The organism is Chitinibacter bivalviorum (genome assembly GCF_013403565.1).
GTDB lineage: Bacteria > Pseudomonadota > Gammaproteobacteria > Burkholderiales > Chitinibacteraceae > Chitinibacter > Chitinibacter bivalviorum.
This window is the reverse complement of sequence record NZ_CP058627.1, coordinates 2898615-2911501: the sequence shown is the minus strand read 5'-3', so window position 1 is coordinate 2911501 and position 12887 is coordinate 2898615. Positions and strand designations below refer to the sequence as shown.

General features: G+C 51.6%; 12 protein-coding genes and 1 pseudogene. 9 read left to right on the top strand and 4 right to left on the bottom strand.

Annotation, left to right across the window (positions count from 1 at the left end):
- Nucleotides 1-43 precede the first annotated feature (43 nt).
- Nucleotides 44-172, top strand: a complete 129-nt coding sequence (locus HQ393_RS17950; protein ID WP_281361466.1) for a hypothetical protein — start codon at nt 44-46, stop codon at nt 170-172.
- Here HQ393_RS17950 and HQ393_RS13855 read toward each other — a convergent pair.
- Complete coding sequence (locus HQ393_RS13855; protein ID WP_179355733.1) at nt 169-783, bottom strand: CC0125/CC1285 family lipoprotein; 615 nt, start codon at nt 781-783, stop codon at nt 169-171. The two genes, HQ393_RS17950 and HQ393_RS13855, sit on opposite strands and share 4 nt — an antisense overlap.
- A 161-nt stretch (nt 784-944) precedes the next feature.
- Here HQ393_RS13855 and HQ393_RS13850 point away from each other — a divergent pair, with 161 nt between their 5' ends.
- From HQ393_RS13850 to HQ393_RS13815, 8 genes are all read left to right on the top strand, one after another.
- Entirely contained in the window at nt 945-1679 is a 735-nt protein-coding gene (locus HQ393_RS13850; protein ID WP_246307896.1) for a glutathione S-transferase family protein, read from the top strand.
- A 332-nt stretch (nt 1680-2011) separates the two neighbouring features.
- Nucleotides 2012-3160 (top strand): acyltransferase family protein, encoded by a 1149-nt coding sequence (locus tag HQ393_RS13845; RefSeq protein ID WP_179355732.1) that lies wholly within the window; start codon nt 2012-2014, stop codon nt 3158-3160.
- Nucleotides 3161-3217: 57 nt separating this feature from the next.
- On the top strand, nt 3218-3529 hold the full coding sequence (locus HQ393_RS13840) for a hypothetical protein (RefSeq protein WP_179355731.1): 312 nt from the start codon (nt 3218-3220) through the stop codon (nt 3527-3529).
- A 235-nt stretch (nt 3530-3764) separates the two neighbouring features.
- The gene (locus tag HQ393_RS13835) at nt 3765-5687 is read left to right on the top strand and encodes a type IV pilus assembly protein FimV (RefSeq protein WP_179355730.1); all 1923 of its coding nucleotides are present in this window, start codon (nt 3765-3767) and stop codon (nt 5685-5687) included.
- Between the two features lie 173 nt (nt 5688-5860).
- On the top strand, nt 5861-6793 hold the full coding sequence (hemC, locus tag HQ393_RS13830; RefSeq protein ID WP_179355729.1) for a hydroxymethylbilane synthase: 933 nt from the start codon (nt 5861-5863) through the stop codon (nt 6791-6793).
- Nucleotides 6786-7565, top strand: a complete 780-nt coding sequence (locus HQ393_RS13825; protein ID WP_179355728.1) for a uroporphyrinogen-III synthase — start codon at nt 6786-6788, stop codon at nt 7563-7565. The genes hemC and HQ393_RS13825 overlap by 8 nt, the downstream gene beginning before the upstream one ends.
- Nucleotides 7566-7578: 13 nt before the next feature.
- Entirely contained in the window at nt 7579-8622 is a 1044-nt protein-coding gene (locus HQ393_RS13820) for a uroporphyrinogen-III C-methyltransferase (RefSeq protein WP_179355727.1), read from the top strand.
- The gene (locus HQ393_RS13815) at nt 8619-9809 is read left to right on the top strand and encodes a heme biosynthesis HemY N-terminal domain-containing protein (protein ID WP_179355726.1); all 1191 of its coding nucleotides are present in this window, start codon (nt 8619-8621) and stop codon (nt 9807-9809) included. Before HQ393_RS13820 ends, HQ393_RS13815 begins: the two co-directional genes overlap by 4 nt.
- A 40-nt stretch (nt 9810-9849) precedes the next feature.
- Here HQ393_RS13815 and HQ393_RS13810 read toward each other — a convergent pair whose 3' ends face one another.
- The 3 genes and pseudogenes from HQ393_RS13810 to HQ393_RS13800 form a co-directional block, all read right to left on the bottom strand.
- Complete coding sequence (locus HQ393_RS13810) at nt 9850-9993, bottom strand: hypothetical protein (RefSeq protein ID WP_179355725.1); 144 nt, start codon at nt 9991-9993, stop codon at nt 9850-9852.
- Between the two features lie 305 nt (nt 9994-10298).
- Nucleotides 10299-12380 (bottom strand): annotated as a pseudogene (gene ppk1, locus HQ393_RS13805) (polyphosphate kinase 1); the annotation flags it as partial.
- A gap of 220 nt (nt 12381-12600) precedes the next feature.
- Nucleotides 12601-12867, bottom strand: a complete 267-nt coding sequence (locus tag HQ393_RS13800) for an oxidative damage protection protein (RefSeq protein ID WP_179355723.1) — start codon at nt 12865-12867, stop codon at nt 12601-12603.
- Nucleotides 12868-12887 lie beyond the last annotated feature (20 nt).

Genomic DNA, 12887 nt, shown 5'->3' with positions numbered 1-12887 from the left:
CTTGCTAGCTCGCTTGCAGAAAGTTCGGGGCATGGCATTCGCGATGACTGCATTAATTTCAGCGTTCTCCGCCACGGTGTTTGAATCTAGCGCAGCAATCACACCGTGGCGCGATCATCAGCAGCAGAAAATCAGGGCGATTTTTAATTTTGCCTCTGCCGCAAATTATTAAATATCGCTAATCCCTGCTTTCTGCCTCAGCTGTTTTGCGTCTTCGTCACTTAACATATTGGCTTTAATTTTTGCCTCGACAGCAGATCGAATCAAAAGCGCTTTGCGATCGATAGGCTCGATAGTGCCATTTGAATCGACATATGGTTTTAAATTCTTCATGAGGGTACGCGCGTCTAATAGGCGGTCGGCATTCACATTGTCTGCCAATGGCAGTTTAAACATATTCACCACGCCTTTTGATGAATAAGTCGAAATTGTGCCGCCTGGTATATAGATAAAATAAGCAGGCACTCGTCGTGGGACGTCATTATTGGCGGCCAGCATAGAAAATGAAACCAGTTTCTCACGTTCTGGATCAGATAAAAGCGCATGCTCTTTAGAAGGCTCAATAGTAAAAAGATCGTACCCTTTGCTGACGGTTAATTCAGCGCAGCGGTAAATCCAGAAATTCCAGACAATCGCCTCTTTGGTATTGGCATTGCCAAAAAACGAAACAATATATCGATCGTCACTAATTTTTCGCTCTTTAAAGCCACCTGTTAAACCATCTGGCGTATAAGGCGTCGTACAGCCGCACAATACTAAAACCATCAAAATCAAATAACGCATATCAGCTCCTTCTGACTTTATTATTAATCACTGTATTTATTATTTTTTGGGGAAATACAGCGGGGTGTAATACTAAACCAGTGTGGCGCATTTTGCATCTGCATCCCCACACTTATTTGAATTGAATCAAAATCAAGTTTCACCGCACTGACGCTTGCACCATGAAAAAAGACAGGAAAGAATCACTCATCGCCAACTACAAGGGTATCGTCATGTATCAGCTCTATATTGCTAATAAACTCTATTCTTCTTGGTCATTACGCCCGTGGTTGCTATTGAAACAATTGGCGATTCCGTTTACCGAACAGCTCGTTCCATTTGGCGAGGGCGCAACACAGCCGCATTTTTTGCAGTTTTCCCCTACCGGTAAAGTGCCTTGCCTACATGATGCTGAACGCACGATTTGGGATTCGCTGGCGATTACCGAATATCTGGCCGAGCGTCATACTGGGGTATGGCCACAAGATGACGATGCTCGCGCCTGGGCGCGGTGTGCGGCGGCGGAGATGCATTCGGGCTTTTTTGCCCTGCGTCAGCAATGCGGGATGCATTGCGGTGTGCTGATTGAAATGGCGCAAATCGATGCCGCCTTGCAGCGCGATCTCGATCGCGTGGCGGCCTTGTGGCAAGAAGGCTTGAGCCGCTTTGGCGGGCCATTTTTGGCGGGCGCGAGATTTAGCGCTGTTGATGCCTTCTTTGCGCCGGTGGCGATCCGCGTTCGCGCTTATCAGTTACCTTTGCCAACACCGGCCGCAGAATATGCGCAGCGCCTACTCAATTTACCCGCCATGCAGCAATGGCTCAACGAAGCACTAGCTGAGCCTTGGCTTGAGCCAAGCCACGAAACCGAAATCCTCGCGGCCGGGCGCTTAGTGCAAGACCTGCGCCAGCCTTAATTTCGCTCACTCCCGCGGCGCCCGATGGGTAGAGATTCATCGGGCAGGCTGATACATGCCAGGGTATTTCTGCAGAAACCTTATTAATATTTAATTTTATAGCCATACCCCATCAATCCACATCACCGATTGGGCTGATGTTCAAAATACGATCGGCAAGGATGGTGTGGGTTATCACCCTGAGCGATCAAGGCACTCGATGCTCACCGCGTCGCCATCGGTCAGCAATATCATTCACAATGCAATTGATTTCCCCATCCGATGCGGCTTACGCCTAAAATGCCGCCTTTGGCCGAAATCGGCTGCTTTACTGATCTGAATAGCTGTTTGCAATGAGTCCTGTCGCTTCCCAACGTTTTCTGGTCCTCGATAGTTTTCGCGGCCTCTGTGCCGTATCGGTGGTACTGTTTCACCTGCATCTCGCGCAAAGCATCGCGCAATGGCCTTTTTTCCGCTCCGCTGGGGTGTTGGTCGAATTTTTCTTTGTGCTCAGCGGCTTTGTGATGGCGCATCGCTACCTCCATCGCCCGATGGATGGCGCGGCGCTGCGCCAATTTATGATTAGCCGTTGTTGCCGCATTTTGCCTTTGCACTGGGCAACCTTGCTGCTGATGTGCGGATTGATCTTGCTCCAGCCTTGGCTACTGCATCACGCACCGCTCACGGCCTTGCCCGAGCAAGTGCTCGATCGCGATTTTGCCCAGCAATGGCTCTACCATGCCTTGCTACTGCAGGGCTGGCTGCCAGCGGCGGAGATGTTTGATTTTAATGGCCCAGCGTGGAGCATTAGCGTCGAGTTTTATCTGTATATCGCTTTTGCGATCGTGTTATTGCTGGCGCAGCGTCACAGTTCGCGCGTCTTTGTCGCCCTCGTCGCGCTTTGCTCGCTTGCCACCTTGCTATTCGCCCCACAAATCGCGCATAGCCCGGGCTTGCGCGGCTTGACGTGTTTTTTTATGGGCGCTGCAACGTATAGCGGGTATTTACGCCTTCGTCACCTCCAGCTCAAGCAACACTGGATGAGCGCGCTGGAAATACTGACGCTGCTCGGGCTGTACGCAATGATCACGCTCAACTACCCGCTAAAAAGCTATTGGGCAACGTGGGGCTTTGCTGCGGCGATACTGGTGTTCGCTCAAGAGCGAGGGCTGGTTTCACGGGCTTTGAAACACCCTAGCCTCATCCAACTGGGCGAATGGTCGTTTTCGATTTATCTGGTGCATTATTTTATATTGCATCTGCTCAATATCCTGCTGAGCAAATTTCACCCACAATGGCTGGAGCAGATCGGCGAATTGCAGTTTATTAATACGGGAAATGCTTTGGCCAATAATGTGCTACTGCTGACCATAATGGCTACCGTATTACTTTGCGCCCGGGCCAGCTACCAATGGATAGAACGCCCCGGCATGCGACTAGGGAAATACTGGCAAAATCAAACGCCCCAGCCCGCTTTGGTCTTGGCAGGCGTCAAAATTTAATTCGCGCCATCGATTGATACACGCTTCTTCATTGAGCCCAACCCACACTGGAGCACCATGGCCACTTTTCTGATTAGCCCTGATATTGACGCCGCAGCCCTAGGTCTGAATGCTGAAGAGGCGGCGGTGTATCGTCAGCTTTGCTCACGCCGCCAATGCACCAGTACCGAGCTCATCAAGCAATGTCGCATTCAAAATCCGCATGCCCTAATCGAAGCCATTAACGTGCGCCTGAAAGAAGCCAATAGTGAATGGCTGATTTTGTGCAGTGTGACCCGCGCACCATTGAGTGGCCCAACCCAATCTATGCGCACCCCCGTGGGCTATTACCGCCTGCGCCGCAACGCACCCTTTCAGGCGCTCAGCTAAGCAAAAGCACAAGAAATTACCAAGTGCCTGTGATATCGAATTGGCGTCTCGCACTAATTCGCCTATAAATTAATCAAAATCAATAGAAAAAATGGCGCACTGCGCAAATTAGTGCTTTATTGTTTAATGATGAACAATTGCACAAGCCTTTCAGTTATATGGGTTTTATGTGTCATAAATACTTAATTCTGGTATAAACCCGCTATACAGCAAATTGCGAATTACAGCGAAAAAAATGCGCGCAAATCGAATCAATCCAAGCCGTTTTGTCATCAGCACCAGCTTACTAGGACTGCTGATTTCCAATGCCTATGCGCTCACACTGAGCGAGGTGGAATTACAGTCCTACGTCGGCCAGCCTTTTAAAGCGGCGATTGCGTACAAACTCAATGCGGGTGAAACATTGACGCCTGAGTGTTTGAGTCTGAGCTTACCCAATAACGATCTGCCTAGCTTGGGGCGCGCCAGCATCAGCCTGAGCGTTCGCAATGAACAGCACGGCATACTGTATGTGACGTCCGAGCATGCCATCGGCGAGCCTACCGTGGGATTTGGCGTGCAAATCAATTGCAATCATTTGCAGTTATCGCGTACTTACACCGCGTTTTTGAATATTGCACCAGCCAACGAAGTCAAAGCGCCGAGCAATAAAGAATTACCCAGCTTTACACCGAAAACCGCCGATTTGCCCAATCGTGATCCGCAGTTATTAACCCCAAAACAGCCGACCACGCTGGCCGAAATCGCCAAAAAATATTATCCAGCCCATACGCCGCAATATCCGCGTTATTTAAATAAACTGATCAGCGTAAATCCCGATTACACCGCAGAAACAGCAATTGCCGCAGGTACGCCGATTTCGATTCCTGATCGCTTACGTTCAACTAAAAAGGCGCCCCCACCAACGCCACGCCTTGAGAGCGGCCTATTACGTCTAGACGGCGAACCATTAGCGGCGAAGAAACCTAAGCCGATAGAACCCAATAGCCCAGAATACACTCGGGCACTTGAGCAAAAAGTGGCTGAGCTCAATGAAATACAGCAAAAAATGCAGCTGGAAATCAGCCAACTCAATTTGCGACTTTCTCAGCTCAATAATCTGGATGCCAACTTGCCCGCCAGTGCCCCGTTGGCGCAGGCAAGTACAGTTTCGCAAGTCGCATCTGAGATCGCGCCTAAAGTCATCACTGCGCCGGCCTCGGCCGCAATCACTGCAGCACCAGTCGCGAGCGACGTGATTACCGCCCATCCAGACGATCGCAATATCAGCCTTTGGGCTGGCGCAATTGCAGCGATTGCCGCATCGCTCCTTGGTGGGTGGTACGTATTACGTCGGCGCCAAACACAAAACTGGCAAGAAGAAGACCTGACCCAGCTCCAGTCCCGTATCGCACCTAGCTACGATGCACCCCAGACTCGCTTTCCACATGCAACGCAAAACACCATGATGTCGATGCTGCATCTGGGTGGCTCTGGCACGCCGCAGGGCATTGAAGTGGATGAATTTGTCGGCAATGAAATGGGTCGGGCGCAAATGTTGATTGCGCAAGGCGAAACCATGCAGGCGATCGACGTTTTGTACCACTGCATTGATGAAGACCCCGAGGACATCGAGCGCTGGTTGATGCTGTTCCGACTATTCCGCCAGCAAGGGATGAAAAGCGAATACGCGAATCTGGCGCAAAGCCTGAAAATCATTGCACATGATGAAGCAGATTGGGAATTGGTGCGCAATATCGGCGCCAAATTTGACCCAGAAAATCCGCTCTATGCCCGCACGCCTGCTCCGCTTTATCCACCAACGCCAAAATCAAAGAGCTTGGAAATCAATTTAGCCGCAGCAGGCGAACCTGAAATCGAAATGGATTTGGCACCGCCACTGAGCCCTGAAGCGTCGATGTTGGAAATGATGAGCCAAGCAAGCCCAATTCCGCCGCAATACAGTGCTTTGCTCAAACCTGAAACTGTCGAGATGGATTACGCCATCGAGCTGCCATCGCTCGATTTACCTGCTGATCCAGCAGGCACTGAGGATGCAATAGCTTCATTTGAAATCGAGGAACTTGATCTGAGCGCCCTCGATGAGCAAAGTGACAACAGCATCGATTTTACGCCGCTCGATAGCGCAGAGACCGACGTCAAAAAACCGAACGCCTAATCGGTTTTCTGCCGCAGTAAAACCCTTGCGTCAGAAGCGCAATCGATCCCCAAGCCCAACTCTTAGAGTTGGGCTTTTTCGCATCCATAAGGCCCCGATTCAGGCGGCTGCTTTTCATCCGGCGAAGGGGGCATGTTAGACTTGCTCTTTTGCCCAAGCATAGAGGTTTTCCCATGTCCGAATTACAGCGCGTTGTTATTGCCACACGGGAAAGCCCACTCGCACTTTGGCAAGCAAACTATGTCAAAGCTTGGCTGGAGCAAACCTACCCCACACTGCAAGTAGAGCTACTCGGCATGACGACGCAGGGCGATCGCATTTTGGATGTCACGCTCAATAAAATCGGTGGCAAAGGGCTATTCGTTAAAGAGCTCGAACAAGCGCTGCAAGATGGTCGCGCTGATCTGGCCGTGCACTCGATGAAAGATGTGCCGATGGTATTGCCCGAAGGCTTTGCCATTGCCGCGATTGGCGAGCGAGAAGACCCACGCGATGCGTTTGTATCAGGCAAATATGCCCATCTGGATGAGCTACCCGAAGGCGCAATTGTCGGCACCGCCAGCTTGCGCCGTGAAAGCCAGCTGCGTCTGCGCTACCCTCACCTGACGATCAAGCCTTTGCGTGGCAATGTGAACACCCGTTTGCGCAAACTCGACGATGGTGAATTTGACGCGATTATTCTGGCTGCCGCCGGATTGAAACGACTGGGTATGGGCGATCGCATTCGTTGTGAGCTCTCGCCTGAAATCAGTCTACCTGCCCCTGGGCAAGGCGCATTGGGCTTGGAAATCCGTAGTGATCGCACTGATCTGGCCGCACTACTTGCGCCGTTTAACCATGAATCCACCGCCGCGGCAGTCACCGCAGAGCGCGCCTTATCGCGCCGTCTCAACGGCTCGTGCCAAATTCCACTCGCCGCCTACGCCACCAATGAAGAAGGCTTCTTGCGCTTGCGCGGCTTAATCGCCATGCCTGATGGCTCGCAAGTGGTGACCGCCGAATCCAACGGCTCATTTGCTGCGGCCGACGGTCTGGGTCGTACGGTCGCCGACTTGCTGTGCACCGAAGGCGCGCGCGAGATTTTGAAACAACTGGCGCATGATTAAGCGACACGATCTGCCATTACACGGTCTCCGTCTGTGGGTCACCCGACCCGCAGCGCAGGCCGCCGATTTGAGCCTGGCCTTGGCCGAACAAGGCGCCGATGTTGTGGCGTTTCCATTGCTGGACATTGCCCCGCCACTCGATCCTCTGCCACTACAGCAAGCGCTTGCGCGACTGAGCGACTACGATTTAGCGATATTTATCAGCCCTTCCGCCATTGAAGCCGTATTTGCGGTCATGACTGAGCCATGGCCCAATTCACTCGCCGCGGCCGTCATCGGCCCTGGCAGCGCCAAGCGAGCTGCTGAGCTTGGTATCCAACAATTGATTTACCCCGCCAGCCAGTTTGATAGCGAAGGCTTGCTGGCAATGCCGCAAATGCAGCAATTGGCAGGCCAACGCGTGGTGATCTTCCGTGGCCAAGGGGGGCGTGAGCTCTTACCCCATGCCTTGACCGCAGCCGGGGCTCAAGTCCAGTTGATCAGTGCTTATCAACGCCTCGCTCCGTCATGGAATGCAAGTGAATTATTGACACAATTAGCGCACGGTTGTGATGGTTTAATTGTCTCTAGCTCGGAAGCTGCACAACACTTATTTCACTTAGGTGGAGAGCAAGCGCAGCTCAAGCTACAATCAGTACAGTACTTCGCTCCGCATCCGCGAATTATCAGCGCGCTACAGGCCAAAGGGGCTCTGCATACCGTGCTCACTGATGCGGGCGATCTTGGCATCACCCGTTCGATTTGCCAGCATTTTGGCCAGCCTCATCTATAGACGTGTAAAGCCCATGACCCAAGAAAATAACGCAGATTCATTATCCGCCGCTTTGCAAGTACCTCCACGCCGTACCTTGCCGCAACCAGCATTGGTATTGGCTTTGGTGGCAATACTATCCAGTGGTGGCGTTTGGCTCTACCAGCAAAGTGCGATGGAGCAACTGAAAACCGATTTAGCCAGCCAATTGGCGAGCAATCAGAAGTTGCAGCAGGAAATCCGCAGCAATCAAACGCAAATGCAGCAGATTCAGCAGCAATTGCAGGTTCAAGTGCAAACACATGCGGGCAAATTGGCCGAAGCTGAAAGTCGTCAAGAGTCGCTCACGACCATGTATGACACGCTCACGCGCAGCGAATCGATCCATACCTTGGCCGAATTGGAGCAAGTGCTCACCTTTGCCAGCCAGCAATTACAACTGGCGGGCGACGTGAATATCGCTTTGACGGGCTTATCAAATATTGATCAGCAATTGGCGCGTCTCAACCGGCCCGAGCTCATTACGGTACGTCAGGCGATTACTCGCGATATGGACGCACTCAAAGCCACGCCTTATCTGGATGTCGTTGGCATTACCGCCAAGCTCGATAGCCTGATCGACAAAGTGGATAACTGGCCACTGCAAATCGATGCCGGCCACGATCAGCCGATCAAACACACGCCGAGCACGACCGACACGAGCAAGGCCAATCAATTGCTCAGTGAGATTTGGCACGAATTCAAACAATTGATCCAAATTCGCCGCATGGATAAGCCTGACGCCGCCTTGCTCACGCCCGATCAGAAATTCTTCCTGCGTGAAAATATCAAACTGCGTCTGCTCAACGCCCGCTCGGCGCTACTGCAACGCAATGAAACGGCGTTCCGCACTGATATTGCCGCGACTAGCCGCTATATCCATGATTACTTCGATACCAAAATGCCTGCAACCCAAAGCGCCATCATTATCTTGAAGCAACTGGAAGATCAGCAGCTCACCGTGGCGATTCCCGACCTGAGCGCCAGCCTGACCGCCGTGCGCAATGCCCGCACCACCGCAGAAAGGGTTAAACCATGAAGCTTTTGTTGTGGACTATTGCACTCTTTTCCATCGCGGTGGGCATGACCTTATTTGCCCAGCTCAACACTGGCTACGCGCTGATTTTCCTGCCGCCTTGGCGCATGGAAATCTCGCTGAATGTCTTTATTGTGCAGCTGATTTTGAGTGTCATTGCGCTGTATTTACTGCTCAAAATGTTTGCCGAACTATCGGGCTTGCCACGTCGCGTTCGCCGCTATCAAGCGGAACAAGCCAAAGAAGCTTCGGTGAAATTGGAACGCGATGCACGACTGGCCTTCTTTGAAGGTCGTTTCCAGCGCGCGACCCGTCTCGCGTGCGAAGCCATGGCCGCGAGCGTCGAAAACGACGCCTTCGCCGTCAATGGACTGCTCGCCGCCCGCGCCGCCCACGCCATGCGCGACTTTGCCAAGCGCGATGAAGTTTTGCAGCAACTCACCGAGCGCCTCGGTCACGAGCATCTGGCCACCTTGATGACCAGTGGCGAGCTATGGATGGACGAGCGTCGCTACGTTGAGGCAGGACAAGCGATTAGCGCCGTGCGCGAATTGGCGCCTAAGCTCACCAATGCGATGAAACTGGAACTACGCCTGCGTCAGCGTGAGCAAAATCCGGAAGCAGTGTTAAAACTGGTTGAGCAATTGACCAAAAGCGACGCGCTCGATGAAGAGCAAGCAGGGCATATTCGGATTGCAGCCCAGCTGCAACTGCTCAAGCAGCACCCGATGACAGCAGTTGAGCTCAAAGAATGGTGGAAAAAACTCAGCAGTGAAGAGCAGCAACATCCGCAATTGGCTCACGCTGCTGCGGCCAATTACATCGCCCAAGAAGCACCACTGCTAGCAAAAGAAACCATCGAGAGAGCGCTGGAAGCGAATTGGAATAATGAATTGCTGCCGGCCTATAGTCAGCTCAAGCTCGATTTACCACAGCAAATGGCGCAATTGCAGCAAGCTGAAACTTGGCTCAAATCACACCCACGCGATGAGTTGCTATTACTGACACTCGGTCGTTTATGTCGTAAGCGTGAACTCTGGGGTAAGGCACAAAGTTATTTCGAAGCGAGTATTGCCGTTAATCCAAGTGCGATTGCCCATGCCGAACTGGCGGAATTGCTGACACAACTGGAACGCAGTGAAGAAGCGGCGCAACATTACCGTGCCAGCTTGAGTTTGGCGCTGAGCTAAAGCGTTACCCCATGCAAAAAGGCTGCCTAGGCAGCCTTTTTTATTTGGTCTCGACTTTTGGAGAAACCTTAATCCAATCAAATGGATTTGAGCCTTCCAAACGCTCTGCCAACGGTTTTTGCTCTTTCTTTTTTTGCTCACTTGGAGTCGTTTTATCTCTCTTCACTTCCATAGTCTCTGACATTGGTATTACCTCCAATTGATACTAAGACCACATTATGGTCACTTAAAAGACTGAAAAGTATAGGTGATAGCCGCAATTGACTTGGCAATTCGGCAAAAAATCCCAATCTCCCGCCATTAAATTACCATGCTTTGATTACAGATTTGCTACATCTATTGCTAACCCAACACTGATTTGATTAACACCAATCTTGCAGCAAACAAAACAAAGGCCGCATACATTTGCAATGTATACGGCCAAAGATTATTGAAAATAGAGCTCTCAGCAGAATACCCCACCTAAAAAGTGAGGCCAACTGCGTTCAATTAAGTGCGAGTACCGGCAGTCAAATCACCCAACATCAAACCTTGAGCTGAGCGGATTTTATCGCCACGCGCCACTTTGCGGCGATAACGACCATCAGACAACATTTCCCAAGCCTGCGTATTGTCCACCAAGAATGGTCTTAAGCTTTCGCGGATAACACGACGTTTTACTTTCGGGCTGAGTACAGGGAAGGCAATCTCGATCCGGCGGAATAAATTGCGGCCCATCCAATCAGCGCTGGATAAATAAACATCTTCAGCGCCATCATTGAGGAAGTAATACACGCGGTGATGCTCAAGGAAGCGGCCGACAATCGAGCGCACCCGGATATTTTCCGAAATTCCTGGCAAACCTGGGCGCAGCGCGCAGACGCCACGCACGATAAGATGGATCGTCACGCCCGCGCCGGAGGCTTCGTACAGTTTATCGATAATCGTCGGCTCCAGCAGCGCATTCATCTTGGCGATAATCACGGCTTTTTTGCCTGCTTTCGCGTGCACGATTTCGCGCTCAATCGCCGCAATAAAATTGCTATGCAATGTGAACGGCGCTTGCCAGAGCTGGTGGTGATCGCCAGCCAGACCCAAGCCGGTCAGCTGCATAAACACATCATTCACATCGCTGGTCACTTCGCGATTAGCGGTGAACAAACCAAAGTCGGTATAAAGCTTAGCAGTGCGTGGGTGGTAATTACCCGTCCCCACATGCGCATAGCGCTTGAGCAGACCTTCTTCACGGCGGACCACCAATAGCATTTTCGCGTGTGTTTTATAGCCGTACACGCCATACACGACGTGTGCGCCTGCGCGTTCGAGTTTAGCCGCCCAATTGATATTGGCTTCTTCGTCAAAGCGCGCCATCAACTCAACGACCACGGTCACTTCTTTACCGCGCACCGCCGCTTCTTGTAGTGCATCCATCAAAATGGACTCTGCACCCGTGCGGTAAATTGTCATTTTAATGGCGACGACCGCGGGATCACGTGCTGCTTGCTGCAGGAAGTCAACCACCGGCGTAAAGCTCTGGTACGGATGGTGCAACAAAATGTCGCCATGGCGAATCGCGGCGAAATAATCGCTTTGGTTGCGCAATTCGGGTGGAATACCCGGCATAAAAGGCTGGTATTTCAAATCTGGGCGCTCGACCTGATCAGGCACTTGCATCAAGCGCACCATATTGACCGGGCCATTGACGCGGTACACATCAGCATCGGTCAGACCAAACTGCTGCGACAAGAAGTCTTGCACGTGTTTCGGGCAATTGTCGGCCACTTCCAAGCGAACCGCATCGCCGAATGGGCGCTGCGACAATTCGCCTTCAATCGCCGCGCGCAAGTCTTTGATGTCTTCATCATCAACCGACACATCCGAATCGCGTGTAACGCGGAATTGGTAGCAACCCAGCACATGCATGCCAGCAAACAGCTCATCAATGTGTGCGTGCATAATCGACGACAGGAACACAAAGCCATGCTCGGTACCGGCGATTTCAGGTGGCATTTTGACAAAACGCGGCAAAATGCGTGGCGCTTGCACAATCGCGATCCCTGAATTGCGACCAAAGGCATCACGGCCTTCGAGTTCAACCACAAAGTTCAGGATTTTGTTCGACAAGCGCGGGAATGGATGCGAAGGATCGAGCCCGATCGGCGTCAAAATCGGCATCAATTCGCGGAAAAAATAATCTTTAACCCACGCGCGCTGCGCGTCGGTCCACAAGCTACGGCGGAAGAAATAAATGCCTTCTTCTTCCATTGCCGGGAAAATCGTTTCGCGCAAAATACGATATTGGCGTTCAACCAGATCATGCGCTTCGATGCAAACCAGATCAAAAGCCTGATGCGGTGTCAGCCCTTCTGGCAGCAAGCGCGTCGGGTTATGACGCATATTTTCTTTCAACCACGCAATGCGTACTTCGAAAAATTCATCGAGGTTGCTCGACACAATGCACAGAAACTTTAATCGCTCCAACAGCGGATTGCGTGCGTCTTCGGCTTGCGCCAGCACACGGCGATTAAATTCCAATAAGCCCAATTCACGATTGAGCATGAGTTGATTGTCGGCAGGTTTATACGTCATAACATCGCTCTTATTTTGGCTGCTTTAGACACTACAGGCCGTGCGGCCTGCGCTGCATTGCAGCAGTAGCAGCTTCTTGCCTCTGGCTAACCACCCATTTGGCAGGCGCAAATCTCACTGCTGCAAAAATTATTCCTACACCTACTCTAGGGAATTACCCGCATAACAAGACGTGCTCATGAAGCACATCAGGCCGCATTATGCGGCCTGAATCATTACGAGATTACTGTGGAACAAAGCCTTGAATGGCATCTGCACCTGAACCCCAGAAGTAGTTTTCCAATTGCTGTTGCAAGTATTTGCGTGCGCTTGGATCAGCAAGGCTGAGGCGGTTTTCATTAATCAGCATGGTTTGGTGTTTCACCCAAGCTTGCCATGCTTCTTTGGAAACGTTGTCGTAGAGCTTTTTGCCCAATTCGCCAGGAACGGGTGGAAAATCCAAACCCTCAGCTTCACGACCTAGTTTGACACAATTTACAGTGCGACTCATTGCTCAGTCCTTCATATTAT